Raw genomic sequence first — 19,594 nt, 5'->3', positions numbered from 1 at the left:
GTGCCCGTTGGCGAAAACGGAGTCTCCCATGCGTCACCCCGGATGCAGTTCCGCCTGGCTGATGCTGCCCGCACTGCTGGCGACATGGATAACGGAGGCAGCACAGACGCACGCTGCCACTCCACCCGCGCCGGACCAGCAACTGGCGCCGCTGTTCCAGCAGGTGCAGCGGGCACATCTGTTTGCCGACCAGAAGACCTTCGCTGACGCCGTACCACGCCAACCAGCTGCGGCCGTACTGGCCGACTGGCAAGCGGCACAGCGGCAACCCGGTTACACGCTGCGCGAATTCGTCGCGACCCGATTCAACGTCCCCGGCGATGCACCGGCCTACGTGCCACCTTCCGGAGAGACGCTGCGCGCGCACATCGAAGGCCTGTGGCCGGTCCTGCAACGGCACACCGCCAACGTCGATCCGCACGGTTCGCTGCTGCCGTTGCCGCATCCCTACGTAGTGCCCGGCGGTCGCTTCCGCGAGGTCTATTACTGGGACAGCTATTTCACTCTGCTCGGTCTGGCGTCCAGTCAACGCTGGCAGCAGGTGCGCGACATGGTCGACAACTTCGCCTGGCAGCTGGACCAGTACGGCCACATCCCCAACGGCAACCGCAGTTACTACCTCAGCCGTTCGCAGCCACCGTTCTTCAGCCTGATGGTGGAACTGCTGGCCAGCCACGAAGGTGACGACGCGTACCGGCGCTACCTGCCACAGCTGCGCATCGAACACGCGTTCTGGATGCACGGCGCGGAAGGCCTTGCACCAGGCCAGGCGCGCGAACGCGTGGTGCGGTTGGCCGATGGCCAGCTGTTGAACCGCTACTGGGATGCGCGCGCGGTGCCGCGGACCGAATCCTGGACGGATGACCTGGCCACGGCGGCGCAGGCATCACAACGTGCGCCCTCGCAGGTCTACCGGGATCTGCGGGCCGGTGCGGAATCCGGCTGGGATTTCAGCTCGCGCTGGCTGGATGACCCGGCGCAGCTGTCCAGCATCCGCACCACGTCCATCGTGCCGGTGGATCTGAACAGCCTGCTGTTCCAGCTGGAACAGACGCTGGCGCGCGCCAGCACGGCATCGGGTGCGCGTGACGATGCGCGCCGTTTCCAGCAGCTGGCGGCTTCACGCCGCGCGGCCATCAACACGCAGCTGTGGGATGCGCGCCAGGGGTACTACGTCGACCGCGACCTGGACAGCGGCCAGCAGCGCCCTGCCCTGACCGCCGCGACGCTGTTCCCGCTGTGGCTGAAGATTGCCGACACTGCGCAGGCGCGACGTACCTCCGATGCCGTGGAAGCCGGCCTGCTGCGCTCCGGTGGCCTGCTGACCACCCAGCGCGACACCGGACAGCAATGGGATGCGCCGAACGGCTGGGCGCCGTTGCAGTGGGTGGCCGTGGACGGACTGCAGCACTACGGCGAGCAGACGCTGGCGCGGACGCTGGGCGTGCGCTTCCTGCGCACGGTGCAATCGGTCTACGACCGCGACGGCAAGCTGGTGGAGAAGTACGTGGTGGATGGCTCGGCCAGCGGCGGCGGTGGCGGCGAATACCCGCTGCAGGATGGTTTCGGCTGGAGCAATGGCGTCACCCTGGCGCTGCTCGACCGCCTGTGCGCACCAGAGCGCACCTGCGAAAGCGCCGCCGACGTCGAATAAGCACGTTGTAGAGTCGAGCTTGCTCGACTGCGCCTTTTTGTAGAGTCGAGCCATGCTCGACTGCTGTTGGCATAAGCAGTCGAGCATGGCTCGACTCTACAGAGGAGCAAAGTCGACCAACGGTCGACTCTACAGAAATCACCGCATCATCGCGCCTTCCACAGCTCAGCAAGGCGGTCCGGCTTGCCGGCGATGCGTTCCAGCACCGGGTACTGCAGGCCACCGTGGTAGTCGATGCGCATCGTGTCGATGCGGTCGAACTGCTTGACCAGCAGCACGATCGGCGCCTTGTCCTTGGCCGCGGCCGAGATGGCGTCCTTCAGGCGCTCGCTGCTGTACTCGCGGCCACCTACGGCAATCACCTTCATGCCCGGTGCCAGGCCGGCGTTGAAGGCCGGGCTGTCCCAGATCACGTCACCAACCACGCCCGTATCGAGCACGGTGGCACCCAGCGAGTAGGCCAGCAGCGCGGCCTTGGCGCGCTTTTCCTGCGCCTTGTAGGCCTCGTTCGGCGTATCGCGGTAGGCCAGCTTCCAGCCGGCCAGTTCCAGGCCACCGGTCAGCGAACCGTGGCCGTCCAGGCGCTGCCGCAGGAAGCCGGCCCAGTCGTACGGTGCGATGCCATCGAGGGTCGCCACCACATCCTCGAAGGTGTACGGCTTGACGTTCCAGTCGCCATTACCGACGCCGAAGAACGCGCGAGCGAAATCATCCAGGCTGCGGCGGTTGCCGCTCAGCTCGCGCAGCTTGCCTTCCACTTCCAGCCACAGCATCTGCCCGCCGGAGTAGTAGTCCTCGCTCATCTGGTAGTTGCGGTAGGCCAGCCCGCGGCGCTGGGCGATGGTCGGGTCGTTGGTGGTGTCCTGCAGCGCGCGCCAGGCCAGGCCCGGGCGGCCACGGTCATAGGTTGCCGCCACGTTGGCCAGCATGTCGCGGGTCTGCTCGTTCGACCACAGGCCCGAGCGCGCGGCCAGCACCTGGCCCCAGAACTGGGTCTGGCCCTCGTACACCCACAGCAGGCTGTCGCCCATCGGCACGTTGAAGTTGGCGGTGGCCAGGTCCGCGCCGCGGCGGTATTTGCCGTTCCAGGAGTGGGTGTACTCGTGCGGCAGCAGGTCGCGCATCCACGCGTTGTTGTCCCACTCGGTGAAGTAGCCGGGCGCGGCGCTGTTCTCGCTGGAACGGTGGTGCTCCAGGCCGATGCCGCCGAGGCGGTCGGTCAGGGCCAGCAGGAATTCGTAGTGGTCGTAGTGGCGCGCGCCGTACAGCTTGTCGGCCTGCTGCACCAATGCGCGATGCAGCTTGATCTGCGCGTCGGTCGGCTTCAGCGACTTGGCGTCGTCGGCGAACACGTTCAGGTGCACCGGCACCTTCGCGCCCGGATCAAGGTCGATGCGCTGGTGGTGCTCGCCGGCAAACAGCGGCGAATCGACCAGGTGGTCATAGGAGATCGGCTTGAACACCACGGTGTCGCCGTCACGGCGTACGGTTTCCAGTGCGGTGGCATAGCCCCAGCCCTTGGGCAGGGTCACGCTGGCCTGCGCCTGCAGATTGCGCGCGTCGACGCCGGCCGGATACAGCGAGTTGGCGTTCCACTGCAGGTTGAGCATTTCCGGGGTCATCACCACCCGGCCCTGGCTGCCGCCCTGCGAGGAGAGGAAATCGAAGTGGGCAACGATCTCGCTGACACCCTCGGGCACGTCCACCTTGAACGCATAGACATTGAACTGGTCGCGCTGCCAGGCCAGCGGCTTGCCGTTGGCGGTCACGCGCAGGCCGGCCAGCTTGTCGATCGGGCCGGTGGGCGAATGGTTGCCGGGAATCCACTGCGGGTACAGCAGGGTGACCGGGCCGGGCGTGACCGGTACGGTGGCAGTCACCTTGAAGATGCGACGGGCAAGGTCACGTGCATCCACATCGATGCGCAGCAGGCCGGGGGCCGCGGCATCGCCCGGCGGCGAGGTCTGCGCCAGCGCGGGCGTGGTAGCCAGCGCGAACAGCACGGACATCACCAGGGCACGGGTCTTCATCAGGCAGGTTCCAGCTACGGTAGAACCTTTGATGCTAGGCCTGTGGCGCGCGTGGCCCTATGGCCAAAGGTCATGGGAGACAGGCTTGCTGAAAGCCCCAAGCAGTCCCTAGCCCCCCCCAGCATCTCTGGGGAACACCGATGCACTTCTTCCGAGCGTTGGCTTGCCAGGCCTATCGACGGTCTGGCAAGCCAACTGGATCGGAAACCTATCTTGATGCTTCTTGCTTGTAAGCGGCTTCAATTGCCCCCTTCAACCTCATCGGATCTTCGATTCTGACGCCTGTCAAACACTTGGAACCCGTTGCATCAAAAAATACAGTCGATGCCGAACCCCCTTGGAAGTGTGCATAACCGAAAACCGGTGCCGGCGAATCGGCCAGCGGCGCCCATACAACCTTGCCAAGTACGAGTTTCGCCTTCGCGACGTCCCGATCGATACACCCGCCCGATGCTTTCACAATTATCGTTGTCTGGCCTGATCGTTGGTCAAGTTCGGTGGCAAGCTCAATACCGCCGAAATTACGGACAGAGCCGGAAGCCGTCCCGACCTCAGCAGGCAAGCCGCTTTTTATACCCAAAGCATCAGCGGCGGCATCCGGTCCCGCACTTCGCGCTAATTCCAGTCGCTCGATGTAATCGAGCGCCTCAAGCTGCGAAGCTTTTGCGGCAGGACTCCATGGCTGAGGGGGCGAGGTTGCCGCGAGGGCGGCGAGCGGAACAATCATAGGCAAGGCCAGCAATGACTTCACTGACGTCCTAACAAAATCACCAAGGATAGTTGGCATCGTAGTAGTCCTCATGCTGCTTAGTGTAGGTTTTTCCCGATGCGACATGATTGTTGTCACAGAAGGCTTTGCCAATATCAACAAGTGATGCACCACCTGACCACATGCCCCATAGCGCAGCGGAATTCTCTGAAATAAGCGGAATCTCGACGGTCCCTTCCGAAAACCCTTGAATCTGATCACTCACGACCGCGTTATTGACGACGGCCTTGGCCTCCCACACACAATTCCTTTCAACGCACTGGGCCTTAGTGATCGGAGCGTCAATACTTGGTACACCAGCCACATGGTGGCCAAGCTCATGACTGAGATAGCCTACCGTCTTGTAGAGCCCAGGAAGGTCAAAGCTTTCACACGAATATGGCGGGACCAGTATTTTTGCGGTAAGCGGATCATAGCTGGGTGGTAGACCATACGCTCTGACGCCCGCATGTGCCTGGATCTGCGAGGTGAGCGTAGTGGATGCAGCGGAGATGAAGTCAATGCACTGGCCCAAACCAGTTACAGGATAGGTTTGCGATTTCGCGTAGGCGGGATAAAGAAGTGAGATGATCAAAACAAGGTATTTCCATACCATTTTTCACCCCTTCTCTTAAGATCACAGCGATCCGACTCAAGAATTAGCGCTAATGGTCCTTTTTCGTTATAGGAAAACTCCTAAAGACTCCGCTATTTGCAGCCGATCACACCCGAAACGAGAACGCGTTAAAACTTTTCGGCATCAGGGGCAAGCGTCATGATTTTGAAGACAAACCGCCATGCGTTCGCAGAGTGAAAGACCTCGGGCGAGACCATTGATGGAACAGCGCATCAAAGCTCGGAGTGTTCAAGTGGCATGATCGCTCATCTGCTCATCTGCTCAGCCAGCAATGAGCTGAGCATGGGTCGCGTGTTTATTTGGCAGCTTCCAGCGATGGTACCCTCGATACTCACCATCGCTGCGCCCATCCACGCTTGGCGTGGATCTACTGGCGCGCGTGGGCGGACAAGATCATGGGCCATGCCCATCCACGCATGGCGTGGATCTACGGGTGTGCCGACCGGATGCAGTAGATCCACGCCATGCGTGGAAGACATGCACCCGGTAGCGCCGGGCCATGCCCGGCGAACCAACTTCCGCGGTCAATCCACCAACCGCAGCCGCAGTTCCTTCGGCAGCGCGAACACCATCGATTCCGGCTCGCCATCCAGCTCGCCCACGCCGTTGGCGCCCAGCTCGGCCAGGCGGGCCAGCACGCCATCCACCAGCACCTGCGGTGCCGAGGCACCGGCGGTCACGCCGATGTGCTGCTTGCCTTCCACCCAGCGCGGGTCGATCTCGTGCGCGCCGTCGATCAGGTAGCTCTCCACGCCTTCACGGCGGGCCAGCTCACTCAGGCGGTTGGAATTGGAGCTGTTCGGCGAACCCACCACCAGCACCAGGTCGCAGCGCTTGGCCAGGTCGCGCACGGCGTCCTGGCGGTTTTGGGTGGCGTAGCAGATGTCGTCGTTCTTCGGGCCCTGCATCTCCGGGAAGCGCTCGCGCAGTGCATCGATGATGCCGCGCGTGTCATCCACCGACAGCGTGGTCTGGGTGGTGTAGGCGAAGTTCGTCGGCTGGTTGATCTCCAGCGTGGCGACCTGCTCCACGTCCTCGACCAGGTAGATCTGGCCGGTACCGGCTTCGCGGTTCCACTGGCCCATGGTGCCTTCCACTTCCGGGTGACCGGCGTGGCCGATCAGCACCACGTCACGGCCGGCACGGCAGTGGCGGGCCACTTCGAAGTGAACCTTGGTCACCAGCGGGCAGGTGGCGTCGAACACCTTCAGGCCACGACGGTCGGCTTCCTGGCGCACGGCCTGGGAGACGCCGTGCGCGCTGAAGATGACCGTGTTGTTGTCCGGCACTTCATCGAGTTCCTCGACGAAGATCGCGCCGCGCTGCTTCAGGTCGTCGACCACGAAGCGGTTGTGCACCACTTCATGGCGGACGTAGATGGGCGCGCCCAGCGTTTCGATCGCGCGCTTGACGATCTCGATCGCACGATCGACACCGGCACAGAAACCACGCGGGTTGGCGAGCAGCACATCCATCAGTTCAGTCTCCCGGCAGCGGCCGGCTTACGGTTTCGGGGTGGCATTATCCGCCTTTTTGGCGGACTTGCCGTCGAACAGGCCAAACAGGGCGATGCCCACGGCACCGACCACGATGGCCGAGTCGGCCACGTTGAACGCCGGCCAGACGTGGTCACCGATATACCACTGGATGAAATCGACCACGTGACCGTGCACCTGGCGGTCGATCACGTTGCCGATGGCACCACCGATGATCAGCGCGTACGGCACGGCCGCCTTCCAGTTGCCGCGGGCGGTGCTGCGCAGCCACCACGCCATCAGGCCGCTGATGGCGATGGCCAGCACGGTGAAGAAGTGCTTCTGCCAGCCGCCGGCGTCGCTCAGGAAACTGAACGCCGCACCGGTGTTGTAGGTGCGGTACCAGTTCCAGAAGCCGTCGATGACCACCACCGGCTGGAACTCCGGCAGGCTCGACAGCACCCAGGCCTTGGACCACTGGTCCAGGCCGATGATGGCGGCCGACAGCAGCAGCCAGACCAGCGCGTTCGGATGCGGACGGGGCGCGGCCATCAGAACCAGCTCCGCACTTCACCGGCACCGGTGATGTTGCCCGCGCAGCGGCCGCACAGTTCCGGATGGTCGGCGTTGCTGCCGACGTCGGCGCGGTGGTGCCAGCAGCGCACGCACTTGCTCTTCTGGGTCGGCTGGGCACTGACGAACACTTCGTCGGTGGTCGCCGGGCGCACCTGCACGTCGCCGCTGATGAACAGGAAACGCAGTTCATCGGCCAGCGGCTGCCACTTCGCGGCCTGCTCTTCGCTGGCGGCGATGGTGATTTCCGCTTCCAGCGCGGCACCGATCGCACCGTTGGCGCGCATCGGCTCGAGCACCTTGGCGACCTGCTCGCGCACGGCCAGCAGCTGGTCGAAATCAGCGGCGTTGAGCTGGGCATCGGCCGGCAGCGGCGCCAGGCCGTCGTACCAGGTGGTGAACAGCACGTGCTCGGCACGCTCGCCCGGCAGGTAGCCCCACAGCTCGTCGGCGGTGAAGGTCAGGATCGGTGCGATCCAGCGGGTGAACGCTTCGGCGATGTGGTACATCGCGCTCTGTGCCGAACGACGGCCGTGCGAATCGGTCGGCATCGTGTACAGGCGGTCCTTGGTCACGTCCAGGTACAGCGAGCCCAGGTCCACGCTGCAGAAGTTCAGCAGCAGCTGGACGATCTCGGCCATGTTGTAGTTGTCGAACGCGGCCTTGATCTTCTCCTGCAATTCCCAGGCGCGATGCACGATCCAGCGGTCCAGCGCGACCATCTCGTTCAGCGGGCGCAGGTGCTGGGCCGGATCGAAGCCATCCAGGTTGCCCAGCAGGAAGCGCGCGGTGTTGCGCAGGCGGCGGTAGGCATCGGCGTTGCGCTTGAGGATTTCCTGCGACAGCGACATCTCGTTGCTGTAGTCGGCCGAGGCGATCCACAGGCGCAGGATGTCCGCGCCCAGCTTGTTCATGATGTCCTGCGGCTCGATGCCGTTGCCCAGCGACTTGGACATCTTGCGGCCGTGCTCGTCCACGGTGAAACCGTGGGTGAGGCACTGCTTGTACGGCGCACGCTGGTCGATGGCCACGCCGGTCAGCAGCGAGGACTGGAACCAGCCGCGATGCTGGTCCGAACCTTCCAGGTACAGGTCGGCCGGCTTACCGAAGCCACGCGCGGCCAGCACGCCTTCATGGGTGACGCCCGAATCGAACCAGACGTCGAGGATGTCGGTGACCTTCTCGTAGTCGGCCGCTTCGGCGCCCAGCAGTTCGGCCGCGTCCAGCGAATACCACACGTCGATGCCCTCGGCTTCGACGCGGTCGGCGACCTGCTGCATCAGCTCCACCGTGCGCGGGTGGATCTCGCCGGTCTGGCGGTGGGTGAACAGTGCGATCGGCACGCCCCAGGTGCGCTGGCGCGAGATGGTCCAGTCCGGGCGACCGTCGACCATGCTCTGGATGCGCGCCTTGCCCCAGCTCGGGAACCAGCCCACGGTATCGATGGCAGCCAGCGCATCGTTGCGCAGGTTGGCCTTGTCCATCGAGATGAACCACTGCGGGGTGGCGCGGAACACCACCGGCGTCTTGTGGCGCCAGCAGTGCGGGTAGCTGTGGCGGATCGGGTGGAAGGCCAGCAGCGCGCCGTTGTCGCGCAGCACGCCGACGATGGCCTCCTGCGCCTTCCACAGGTGCTGGCCTGCCAGCACCACGTCACCGGCCGGCGGGGTCGATTCCAGGTACACGCCACGGCCGTCGACCGGGGTGATCTGGCCGGCGTTGTACTTGTCCAGCAGGCCGTACTTCTGGCTGACCACGTAGTCTTCCTGGCCGTGGCCGGGGGCGGTGTGCACCGCACCGGTACCGTCCTCGTCGGACACGTGGTCGCCGTTGAGCACCAGGATCTCGCGCTCCGGGTAGAACGGGTGCGCCAGCAGCTGGTTTTCCAGCGCCGCGCCGGTGGTTTCACCGTGCAGCACCACGTTTTCGACGCCATAGCGCTGCAGGGCGCGCTCGGCCAGGGCCGCGGCCAGCACCAGCCAGCGGCGCTTGCCGTTGTGCGCCGGGCCTTCGGCCAGCACGTAGCGGATCTCCGCGCCCAGCGACACGGCCAGCGAGGCCGGCAGCGTCCACGGGGTGGTGGTCCAGATCGGCACGGCCACTTCGACGTCGCCCGGCAGGCTCACGCCGAAGGCCTGGGCCACGGCCTGCGCATCGCGCGCGGCGTAGGCCACGTCGATCGCCGGCGATTCCTTTTCCTGGTATTCGATTTCCGCCTCGGCCAGCGCCGAGCCGCAGTCGAAGCACCAGTAGACCGGCTTGGCGCCACGCACCAGGTGGCCGTTGGCCACGACCTTGGCCAGCGCACGGATCTCGTTGGCCTCGAAATCGAAGCTCAGGGTCTTGTACGGGTTGTCCCAGTCGCCGGTCACGCCCAGGCGCTTGAAATCGGCGCGCTGGATGTTGATCTGCTCTTCGGCGAACTCACGGCACTTCTGCCGGAATTCGACGGCGTCGAGCTTGGTGCCGACCTTGCCCCACTTCTTTTCCACCGCGATCTCGATCGGCAGGCCGTGGCAATCCCAGCCCGGCACGTAAGGCGCATCGAAGCCGGCCAGGTAGCGCGACTTGACGATGATGTCCTTGAGGATCTTGTTGACCGCGTGGCCCAGGTGGATGCGGCCGTTGGCGTACGGCGGGCCGTCATGCAGCACGAACAGCGGGCGGCCGGCGGCGTTGTCACGCAGCTGCTGGTAGAGCCCCTGCTCTTCCCACCGCGCCAGAATGCCCGGCTCGCGCTTGGGCAGGTCGCCGCGCATCGGGAATTCGGTGGCTGGCAGGTTCAGGGTGGTCTTGTAGTCCTGGCTCACGCAGTGGCTCGCAATCTATGTTCGGAAAGGATGGCGCGCGCCTGGTCGGCGTCGCGGTGCATCTGGTCGGTCAGTGCCGCCAGATCATTGAATTTCTCTTCGTCGCGCAGCTTGGCGACGAATTCCACTTCGATGTGTCGACCGTACAGGTCGCCCTGGAAATCGAACAGGTGGGCTTCCAGCAGCGGCTCCACGCCTTCCACCGTCGGCCGGGTACCGAAGCTGGACACCGACGGCCACGGCTGGTCGAACACGCCGTGCACCCAGGTAGCGTAGATGCCCGACAGCGCCGGCGTCTTCGGGAAGCGCAGGTTGGCGGTGGGGAAGCCCAGCGTGCGGCCCAGCTGGCGCCCACGCACCACCCGCCCGCTGATCGCGTAGGGGCGACCGAGCAGATCGTTGGCATGGGTGAAATCGCCGGCCTGCAGCAGCTGGCGGATGCGGGTGCTGGAGATGCGATCGCCGTGCAGGTCGACCGCTTCGATCTCACCGGCAGTGAAGCCGAGCTCGCCACCCATCGCCTGCAGCAGGGCCAGATCGCCGCGACGGCGGTTGCCGAAGCAGAACTCCGGGCCGATCCACACTTCGCGCGCGCCCAGGCGCTGGGCCAGCAGCGTGCGGACGAAATCCTCGGCCGGCATGGCCGCCATCGCCGCGTCGAAGCGCAGCAGGCCGATCGCATCCACGCCCAGTTCGCGCAGGATCTCGACCTTGCCGCGGGCCAGGGTCAGCCGCGGCGGCGGCGTGCCCTGGGCAAAGAATTCACGCGGCAGCGGCTCGAATGCCACGGCCACCGCGGCCACGCCCAAGGCGCGCGCGCGGGCGACCGCGTGGCGGACCAGCGCACGATGCCCCAGATGGAGGCCGTCGAATGCACCGATACAGACCACGCTTCCGTTGGGGAACAGCTCCCCGCCCTCGACGCTTCTGAACAGCCTGCTCATCAACTCTCGTTCCGGCCCACCCGGGGCCGCCGCTTCAATGGTGTAACCCTGAAGTATAGCCGCCGTGGGCCCCGATCAATGCCCGCGCAGGTCGCGGGGGCGGAAGCCCATCGCCAGCATGGCCACGCCGTAGGTCGCGCCACCGCCGCCGACCAGCAGCGCCAGGGCGCCGATCCGCTCCCACACGCCCATGGCCGAGAAGGCAGGCAGCCAGTGCAGCAGGGCCAGCAGCACGCCGACCATGGCCACGCAGGCCACCAGCAGGCGTACCAGGTAACCGCCCCAGCCGGGCCGGCGCTGGTAGACATCGGTCTTGCCCAGCCAGTACCAGAGCAGGCCCAGGTTCAGGTAGCTGGACAGCGCACTGGCGATGCCCAGGGCCAGGTGCAGGCCCGGCTGCTTGCCGATGGCTGTCATCACGCCCTGCGCCTTCAGCTCGTCGGGCACCATCACCTGGTACAGCACGGCCAGCAGGGCGAAGTTGAACACCATGTTGGCCACCAGCGCGGCGACGCCGGCACGCACCGGGGTCCGGGTGTCCTGGCGGGCGTAGAAGGCCGGCAGCACGACTTTCAGCAGGGCGAACGCCGGCAGGCCGAAGCTCAGGCCGTAGACCGACAGCGCGGTCATGCGGGTGTCGAAGGCGCTGAACTGGCCGTGCTGGAAGATGGTGGCGATCAGCGGCTCGGCCAGGAACAGCAGGCCCAGCATGGCCGGCACCGAGATCAGCAGGGTCATCCGCAGGCCCCAGTCCAGCGAGCGCGAGAAGCCCTCGCGGTCGGTGCTGACGTGGTGGCGGGCCAGCGCCGGCAGGATCACCGTGCCCAGGGCCACGCCGAACACGCCCAGCGGCAGCTCAAGGAAACGATCGGCCAGCGACAGCCAGGACTGCGAGCCGTCGGTCAGCTTGGCGGCGATGACGGTATCCAGCAGCAGGTTGATCTGCGCCACCGACGAGCCGAACAGGGTCGGCACCATCAGGGTCATCACCTTGCGCACGCCGGGGTGGGTCCAGCCCCAGCGCGGCAGGGTCAGCAGGTTGATGCCCTTCAGCGAGGGCAGCTGGAACAGCAGCTGCAGGATGCCGGCGGCAAGCACCGCCCAGCCCAGCGCCAGGATCTGCTTTTCCGGTGTGCCGCCCAGCCGCGGCGCCAGCCACAGCGCGCCGGCGATCATGCACAGATTGAGGATGACCGGGGTCAGCGCCGGCATCGCGAACTTCTGGAAGCTGTTGAGCGCGCCGCCGGCCAGGGCGGTGAGCGAGACGAACAGCAGGAACGGGAAGGTCAGGCGGAACAGGTCCACCAGCAGGCCCTGCTTGACCGGATCGGTATCAACACCGCTTGAGAACACCGAGGCCAGCTGCGGTGCGAAAATCAGCGCCACGGCGGTCACCAGCATCAGGATGCCGCCGAGGGTGCCGGCCGTGCGCGCCATCAGTTCGCGCAGCTCCGCATGGCTGCGGGTCTCTTTCACTTCCGTGAACACCGGCACGAAAGCGGTCGCGAATGAGCCTTCGGCGAACAAACGGCGCAGGAAATTGGGTACCCTGAAGGCGACCCAGAAAGCATCAGTGATGGCGTTGGTGCCGAACGTGGTGGTCACCACGAAGTCCCGGACAAGTCCGAGAACGCGCGAGACCATGGTCATGCTGCTGAACGACAGCAGGCCCCGCAACAACTTGGGTGAACTCACTCAGCGTCCCTCTTGACAATCGACTTGACGTGCATTTCTTACGCCATCATACTAGCTAGCTTGCTGTTCCCATAACACCGATTTTTTCAGGAAACCACCACCGTGGCCAATATCAAGTCCGCCAAGAAGCGCGCCAAGCAGACCGTCGTGCGCAACGCGCGCAACGTGGCTCAGCGCTCGATGCTGCGCACCGCTGTCAAGAAAGTGATCAAGGCGCTGGACGCCAACGATGCCGCCGGCGCCGAAGCCGCCTTCGCCGTTGCCCAGCCGATCCTGGATCGTTTCAGCGCGCGTGGCCTGATCCACAAGAACAAGGCTGCTCGTCATAAGAGCCGCCTGAACGACCGCATCAAGGCCCTCAAGGCCGCCTGATCCGGCGTTGCCGCCCTGCCCTTCGGGGCTGGGTAGCAGACAAAAGCCCGGCCTCGGCCGGGTTTTTTGTTGCCCGCGATCCGCGCGATCCCCGGGGTTCGCGCAACGAAAAACCCGGCCGAAGCCGGGTTTTTCGTACGGAACCACAACGCCATCACAGCGCGTTGCGGGCTTCCAGTTCGTCTTCCTTCTGGCGATCGAAGAACGCCATGACCCGGCTCATGATCGGGAAGGTACCTTCGCGGCCCAGCGCCGAGACCAGGAACCACGGCTCCTTCCAGCCCAGCTCGGCGACGATCTGTTCGGCCGCGGCCTTGGCCTCGTCCTCGAACATCAGGTCGGCCTTGTTCAGCACCAGCCAGCGCGGCTTCTGCAGCAGCTCCGGATCGTGCTTTTCCAGCTCGCGCTCGATGGCACGCACCTGCTCGACCGGGGAAATGCCTTCCACGCCGCCTTCCATGGGGGAGATATCCACCAGGTGCAGCAGCAGGCGGGTGCGCTGCAGGTGGCGCAGGAACTGCGCGCCCAGGCCGGCACCGTCGGCCGCGCCTTCGATCAGGCCCGGAATGTCGGCGATGACGAAGCTGCGGTAGTTCTCCACCTTCACCACACCCAGGTTCGGGTACAGCGTGGTGAACGGGTAATCAGCCACCTTCGGCGTCGCTGCCGATACGGCGCGGATCAGGGTGCTCTTGCCGGCGTTGGGGAAGCCCAGCAGGCCGACGTCGGCCAGCAGCTTCAGCTCCAGCTTCAGCGTGCGCTCTTCGCCCGGCTCGCCCGGCAGCGCCTGGCGCGGCGAGCGGTTGGTCGAGCTCTTGAAATGCATGTTGCCGAGGCCGCCACGGCCACCCTGCGCCACCAGCAGGCGGTCGCCGTGCTGGGTCAGGTCGCCGATGATTTCGTCGGTGGCCACGTTGATGATCACGGTGCCGACCGGCACGGTGATGGTCAGGTCTTCGCCGCCCTTGCCATAGGCCTGGCGGCCCATGCCGTTCTCGCCGCGCTGCGCCTTGAAGATGCGGTCATGGCGGAAGTCGACCAGGGTGTTCAGGTTTTCGTCGGCGCGGATGTACACGCTGCCGCCCGCACCGCCGTCGCCGCCGTCCGGGCCGCCGAGCGGAATGAACTTCTCGCGACGGAAGCCAATGCAGCCGTTGCCGCCGTTGCCGGCGAACACTTCGATTTCTGCTTCGTCTACCAGTTTCATTGTTTCGATGCCTGCGATGGGCGCGGCCTGCGTGCCGCCGCCTTGCTTGAATGTCGGGCCGTGCCCGTTGTACCACTGATTCCAACGAAAAGCCCCGCCGAAGCGGGGCTCTTCATGCAGCGTGCGGTTCAACCAGCAGGGCCATGCCGGGGCATGGCCGCCAGTCCAGCCTTATCAGGCTTCGACCGACACGACGCTGACGGTGCGACGCTTCTTGGCGCCCTTCACCGAGAACTCCACCTTGCCGTCCACGAGGGCGAACAGGGTGTGGTCGCGGCCGAGGCCGACGCCCGAACCCGGGTGGAACTGGGTGCCGCGCTGACGCACGATGATGTTGCCGGCTTCAATGGCCTGGCCACCGAAGATCTTGACGCCCAGGTACTTCGGGTTGGAGTCGCGACCGTTGCGCGAAGAGCCTACGCCTTTTTTATGTGCCATGACCTATCTCCTTACTTGCTGCCACCGGCAATGCCGGTGATCTCGATTTCGGTGTAGTACTGACGGTGACCCTGACGCTTCATGTGGTGCTTGCGGCGACGGAACTTGATGATCCGGACCTTGTCAGCACGACCCTGGGACAGGACGGTGGCGGTGACCGCTGCGCCGCTCAGGGCGTCGCCGATCTTGATGCCATCGCTGTCGCCGAGCAGCAGGATGTTGTCGAACTTGATCTCGCTGCCGACTTCGACTTCGAGCTTTTCAATGCGGAGCTTTTCGCCCTGCGCCACGCGGTATTGCTTACCGCCGGTGACCAGTACTGCGTACATGACCAGACTTCCTCTGTAGTTATTGTGGTCTATGGACTGCCGCCATCGAGGGCGGACAGGAGCGGAATTGTACGCAGATCAATGGGCGCCGGTCAAGTCAACCCCTGGGCGGGGTCTACCGGAACGGGGTCAAATCCCTTTTCACGGCGTGAAAAGGGATCTGACCCCTTCATAAAGCCTTGTCTCACAAGGTGAGACACCGGGCTGGCATTGTCGCCCATTGCCCCCATCTGGTCACCTCGGTAGGCTGACCGATTGCCCGTCCCCCCGCTGGCCCGGCACCCAGCCAACGCCCCCCATAACCGGATCCCCCATGGCGATGGATTTCATCCGCATCCGCGGCGCGCGGACGCACAACCTCAAGAACATCGACCTCGACCTGCCCCGCGACAAGCTGATCGTGATCACCGGCCTGTCCGGCTCGGGCAAGTCCTCGCTGGCGTTCGACACCATCTATGCAGAAGGCCAGCGCCGCTACGTCGAGTCGCTGTCGGCCTATGCACGGCAGTTCCTGAGCGTGATGGAAAAGCCGGACCTGGACCACATCGAGGGCCTGTCCCCGGCCATCTCGATCGAGCAGAAGTCGACCTCGCACAACCCGCGTTCGACCGTCGGCACCATCACCGAGATCTACGACTACCTGCGCCTGCTGTACGCGCGCGTCGGCACTCCGCGCTGCCCGGACCACGGCTACCCGCTGGAAGCGCAGACGGTCAGCCAGATGGTCGACCAGGTGCTGACCCTGGACCCGGAACAGCGCTACATGCTGCTGGCCCCGGTCATCCGCGACCGCAAGGGCGAGCACGCGCAGGTCTTCGACCAGCTGCGTGCGCAGGGCTTCGTGCGCGTGCGTGTGGACGGCGAGCTGTATGAGATCGACGCGGTGCCGCCGCTGGCCCTGCGCCAGAAGCACACCATCGAAGCGGTGATCGACCGTTTCCGCCCGCGCGAGGACATCAAGCAGCGCCTGGCCGAGAGCTTCGAGACCGCGCTGAAGCTGGGCGACGGCATGGCCTCGGTGCAGAGCCTGGACAACGCCGGGACCGCGCCGACCCTGTTCTCCTCCAAGTACTCCTGCCCGGTCTGCGATTACTCGCTGCCCGAGCTGGAGCCGCGCCTGTTCTCCTTCAACGCGCCGATGGGCGCCTGCCCCGGCTGCGATGGCCTGGGCATGGCCGAGTTCTTCGACCCGGCGCGCGTGGTGGTGCACCCGGAACTGTCGCTGGCCGCCGGTGCGGTGCGCGGCTGGGACCGTCGCAACGCCTACTACTTCCAGCTGATCGCCTCGCTGGCCAAGCACTACAAGTTCGACGTCGATGCGTCGTGGAACTCGCTGCCGGACAACGTGCAGCAGGCCGTGCTGTACGGCAGCGGCGATGATGCGATCACCTTCACCTACTTCACCGAGGCCGGTGGCCGCACCCAGCGCAAGCACCGCTTCGAAGGCATCATTCCCAACCTGGAACGCCGCTACAAGGAAACCGAATCGGCGGCTGTGCAGGAAGAACTGGGCAAGTACATCAGCGAACACGCCTGCCCCGAGTGCAAGGGCGCGCGCCTGAACAAGGCCGCACGCAACGTGTTCGTGGCCGACCGCCCGCTGCCGGACCTGGTGGTGCTGCCGATCGACGAAGCACTGAAGTTCTTCAGCGAGCTGAGCCTGCCGGGCTGGCGCGGTGAGATCGCCTCGAAGATCGTCAAGGAGATCGGCGAACGCCTGGGCTTCCTGGTCGACGTCGGCCTGGATTACCTGACCCTGGAGCGCAAGGCCGACACCCTGTCCGGTGGCGAAGCGCAGCGCATCCGCCTGGCCAGCCAGATCGGCGCCGGCCTGGTCGGCGTGATGTACGTGCTCGACGAGCCGTCCATCGGCCTGCACCAGCGCGACAACGAACGCCTGCTGGGCACCCTCACCCGCCTGCGCGACCTCGGCAACACGGTCATCGTGGTCGAGCATGACGAGGATGCGATCCGCCTGGCCGACTACGTGCTGGACATCGGCCCGGGCGCGGGCGTGCATGGCGGCGAGATCGTCGGCCAGGGCACCCTGCAGGACATCCTGGATGCACCGCGTTCGCTGACCGGCCAGTACCTGTCGGGCAAGCGCGCGATCGAGATCCCGGCGCGCCGGCACAAGCCGAACCCGAAGATGACCCTGCACCTGCGCGGTGCCAGCGGCAACAACCTGAAGGGCGTGGACCTGGCGATTCCGTCGGGCCTGCTGACCTGCGTGACCGGCGTGTCCGGCTCGGGCAAGTCGACCCTGATCAACGACACCCTGTTCTCGCTGGCCGCCAACGAGATCAACGGTTCCTCGCACCCGATCGCCCCGTACAAGGAGATCGATGGCCTGGACCTGTTCGACAAGGTGGTGGACATCGACCAGTCGCCGATCGGCCGCACCCCGCGTTCGAACCCGGCCACCTACACCGGCCTGTTCACCCCGCTGCGCGAGCTGTTCGCGCAGGTGCCCGAAGCGCGTGCGCGCGGCTATTCGCCGGGCCGTTTCAGCTTCAACGTGCGCGGCGGCCGCTGCGAGGCCTGCCAGGGCGATGGCCTGATCAAGGTCGAGATGCACTTCCTGCCGGACGTGTACGTGCCCTGCGACGTCTGCCACGGCAAGCGCTACAACCGCGAGACGCTGGAGATCCTGTACAAGGGCTACAACATCAACGACGTGCTGGAAATGACCGTCGAAGATGCGCTGAGGCTGTTCGAGCCGGTGCCGTCGATCGCCCGCAAGCTGGAAACGCTGGTGGACGTGGGCTTGAGCTACATCAAGCTGGGCCAGAGCGCGACCACGCTGTCCGGTGGTGAAGCGCAGCGCGTGAAGCTGTCCAAGGAACTGTCGCGCCGCGATACCGGCCGCACCCTGTACATCCTCGACGAGCCGACCACCGGCCTGCACTTCCACGACATCGAAGCGCTGCTGGGCGTGCTGCACAAGCTGCGCGACGAAGGCAACACGGTGGTGGTGATCGAGCACAACCTGGATGTCATCAAGACCGCCGACTGGATCGTCGATCTCGGCCCGGAAGGCGGCCACCGCGGTGGCACCATCCTGGTGACCGGTACGCCGGAAGACGTGGCCGCCTGCCCGCAGTCGTACACCGGCCAGTTCCTGGCCCGCATGCTGCCCTCCACCAGCGCGCGCCCGGAGCAGCCGGCCGCCGTGGCCAACAAGCCCGACGCCCGCCCGCCGCGCAAGGTGAAGCCTGAAAAGCCGGCCAAGGTGGCGAAGAAGGCCGTGGCCGCCAAGAGCACCGGCAAGGCCAGCAAGAGCACGACGAAGAAGAAGGACGCCTGATGAGCAGCGAACACACGATCCTGGCCCGCATCCCGATCAGCGTGCGCTGGCGTGACATGGACAGCATGGGCCACGTCAACAACGCCAAGTACATTTCCTACCTGGAAGAAGCGCGCGTGCGCTGGATGCTGGGCGTGGAAGGCGTGTCGATGACCGACCGCATCGCACCGGTGGTGGCCGCGACCAACGTCAACTACCGCCTGCCGATCGTGTGGCCCAACGACATCCTGGTCGAACTGTTCGTCGAGCGCCTGGGCAACAGCAGCGTGACCATCGGCCACCGCATCGTCGACCAGCAGGACGACACCAAGCTGTATTCGGACGGCAACGTGGTGGTGGTGTGGATGGATACACAGACCGGCAAGAGCGCGCCGCTGCCGGACGCGATCCGCAACGCTTCCACCTGAAGGTAGTGCCGGCCGCTGGCCGGCATTCCCGATGCGGCGTGAGGTTGCCGGCCGGCGGCCGGCACTACCGACACCATTCAAAGGACTGAAATGATCCACCCCACCGAACTGCGCGACCTGCTGCCCGGCATGGTGCCCTTCCCCGCCGATGTCTTCCCCGCCGATCAGGCCTGGCTCGGCCAGCACCTGCTGCCGCTGCTGAAGATCGACCTGGGCATGCTGCGGCCTGAGCTGGCGGGCCAGGTGGCGACGATGCTGTGCCCGATCGAGCCGTATGAAGGCTGCATCGGTGACGACACCACCGCGCACCACAACGCGTTCACCGGCATCAACTGGATCGCCTTCGAGCTGACCGCGGACGACCGCATGCGCTTCCTCGGCACGCAGGAGTACTTCCTGGGTGAAGCCGTGGATGGCGAGGAGGCCCGCGCCCATATCGTGGAAATGCGCGAGAGCCATGCCAAGGCGCGTGCGTATTTCCAGCAGCACGGGCGCCTGGCCAGCTGCTCGCGCTACGGTGACGGCGAGCTGGACGAGCAGGCATGGCTGCAGCAGCTGGGCGGCCCGATCTGGTTCGGCAACTGGTCCGGCTATGCCCCGCTGCCTGCGGCATTCCAGCTGCAGGATCTGGCCGGCTACCGGCAGCGTGGCAGCCTGCGTCTCCGCAATGACAGCAGCCAGCTGGCCGACGATGGCCTGCAACTGACCCGCGACGGCCAGGCCTTCTTCCATGTGGCCAGCGTGCCGGCCAGCAACTGGGTCGCGGCCGGCGCCGATGCCATCGTGATGTTCTACGAACCGCACAGCCGCACGGTCCTGTTTACGTTCGACTGGTCGTAAAACCCCGCCGGGGGGGGGGCGGCGGGGGCCGGGGGGGGGGGGGGGGGGGCGGGGGGGGGGGGGGGGGGGGCGGGCCGGCGGCCGGGGGCGCCGGGGGGGGGGGGGGGGGGGGGCGCGGCCCGGCGCCC

General features: G+C 65.6%; 16 protein-coding genes. 5 read left to right on the top strand and 11 right to left on the bottom strand.

Annotated elements, in window-relative coordinates; genetic code table 11:
- Positions 1-28: 28 nt before the first annotated feature.
- The gene (gene treA, locus ACVOK1_RS05195; protein ID WP_481561329.1) at positions 29-1,654 is read left to right on the top strand and encodes an alpha,alpha-trehalase TreA; all 1,626 of its coding nucleotides are present in this window, start codon (positions 29-31) and stop codon (positions 1,652-1,654) included.
- 146 nt (positions 1,655-1,800) lie between these two features.
- Here treA and ACVOK1_RS05190 read toward each other — a convergent pair whose 3' ends face one another.
- From ACVOK1_RS05190 to murJ, 8 genes are all read right to left on the bottom strand, one after another.
- Positions 1,801-3,684, bottom strand: a complete 1,884-nt coding sequence (locus ACVOK1_RS05190) for a M61 family metallopeptidase (RefSeq protein WP_481561328.1) — start codon at positions 3,682-3,684, stop codon at positions 1,801-1,803.
- Positions 3,685-3,892: 208 nt separating this feature from the next.
- Positions 3,893-4,471, bottom strand: a complete 579-nt coding sequence (locus ACVOK1_RS05185; RefSeq protein WP_481561327.1) for a hypothetical protein — start codon at positions 4,469-4,471, stop codon at positions 3,893-3,895.
- Entirely contained in the window at positions 4,452-5,048 is a 597-nt protein-coding gene (locus ACVOK1_RS05180) for a hypothetical protein (RefSeq protein WP_481561326.1), read from the bottom strand. The genes ACVOK1_RS05185 and ACVOK1_RS05180 overlap by 20 nt, the downstream gene beginning before the upstream one ends.
- Before the next feature lie 545 nt (positions 5,049-5,593).
- A complete protein-coding gene (ispH, locus tag ACVOK1_RS05175) occupies positions 5,594-6,544 on the bottom strand; it encodes a 4-hydroxy-3-methylbut-2-enyl diphosphate reductase (protein ID WP_481561325.1) in 951 nt (316 codons plus the stop codon).
- A gap of 27 nt (positions 6,545-6,571) precedes the next feature.
- Entirely contained in the window at positions 6,572-7,096 is a 525-nt protein-coding gene (lspA, locus tag ACVOK1_RS05170; protein ID WP_200753139.1) for a signal peptidase II, read from the bottom strand.
- Positions 7,096-9,927, bottom strand: coding sequence for an isoleucine--tRNA ligase (gene ileS / locus ACVOK1_RS05165; RefSeq protein WP_481561324.1), 2,832 nt, complete (start codon positions 9,925-9,927; stop codon positions 7,096-7,098). Before ileS ends, lspA begins: the two co-directional genes overlap by 1 nt.
- Positions 9,924-10,871 (bottom strand): bifunctional riboflavin kinase/FAD synthetase, encoded by a 948-nt coding sequence (locus ACVOK1_RS05160; protein WP_108768181.1) that lies wholly within the window; start codon positions 10,869-10,871, stop codon positions 9,924-9,926. Before ACVOK1_RS05160 ends, ileS begins: the two co-directional genes overlap by 4 nt.
- 75 nt (positions 10,872-10,946) lie before the next feature.
- Entirely contained in the window at positions 10,947-12,551 is a 1,605-nt protein-coding gene (gene murJ / locus ACVOK1_RS05155; protein ID WP_481561356.1) for a murein biosynthesis integral membrane protein MurJ, read from the bottom strand.
- Between the two features lie 117 nt (positions 12,552-12,668).
- Between murJ and rpsT the strand changes: the two genes are divergently transcribed.
- Positions 12,669-12,938 (top strand): 30S ribosomal protein S20, encoded by a 270-nt coding sequence (gene rpsT / locus ACVOK1_RS05150; protein ID WP_005408560.1) that lies wholly within the window; start codon positions 12,669-12,671, stop codon positions 12,936-12,938.
- 154 nt (positions 12,939-13,092) lie between these two features.
- Here rpsT and cgtA read toward each other — a convergent pair whose 3' ends face one another.
- The 3 genes from cgtA to rplU form a co-directional block, all read right to left on the bottom strand.
- Positions 13,093-14,145 carry an Obg family GTPase CgtA gene (gene cgtA / locus ACVOK1_RS05145; RefSeq protein ID WP_079221070.1) on the bottom strand — a complete coding sequence of 351 codons (1,053 nt, stop codon included), beginning with the start codon at positions 14,143-14,145 and terminating at the stop codon, positions 13,093-13,095.
- A 174-nt stretch (positions 14,146-14,319) separates the two neighbouring features.
- A complete protein-coding gene (gene rpmA / locus ACVOK1_RS05140) occupies positions 14,320-14,583 on the bottom strand; it encodes a 50S ribosomal protein L27 (RefSeq protein ID WP_004148333.1) in 264 nt (87 codons plus the stop codon).
- An 11-nt stretch (positions 14,584-14,594) separates the two neighbouring features.
- A complete protein-coding gene (rplU, locus tag ACVOK1_RS05135) occupies positions 14,595-14,912 on the bottom strand; it encodes a 50S ribosomal protein L21 (RefSeq protein WP_004148331.1) in 318 nt (105 codons plus the stop codon).
- Between the two features lie 313 nt (positions 14,913-15,225).
- On the opposite strand from rplU, the gene uvrA reads away from it, so the two are divergent.
- The 3 genes from uvrA to ACVOK1_RS05120 all read left to right on the top strand — a co-directional run bounded on the left by uvrA (position 15,226) and on the right by ACVOK1_RS05120 (position 19,466).
- Positions 15,226-18,219, top strand: a complete 2,994-nt coding sequence (gene uvrA / locus ACVOK1_RS05130) for an excinuclease ABC subunit UvrA (protein ID WP_200753142.1) — start codon at positions 15,226-15,228, stop codon at positions 18,217-18,219.
- Positions 18,219-18,626 (top strand): acyl-CoA thioesterase, encoded by a 408-nt coding sequence (locus ACVOK1_RS05125; protein WP_481561323.1) that lies wholly within the window; start codon positions 18,219-18,221, stop codon positions 18,624-18,626. The genes uvrA and ACVOK1_RS05125 overlap by 1 nt, the downstream gene beginning before the upstream one ends.
- A 90-nt stretch (positions 18,627-18,716) precedes the next feature.
- The gene (locus tag ACVOK1_RS05120) at positions 18,717-19,466 is read left to right on the top strand and encodes an enolase (protein WP_481561322.1); all 750 of its coding nucleotides are present in this window, start codon (positions 18,717-18,719) and stop codon (positions 19,464-19,466) included.
- The last annotated feature ends 128 nt before the right edge of the window (positions 19,467-19,594 follow it).

It is taken from the genome of Stenotrophomonas sp. STEN087 (assembly GCF_056759115.1).
Note: the sequence above shows the minus strand (reverse complement) of the source record. Positions and strands in the feature narration are given on the sequence as shown.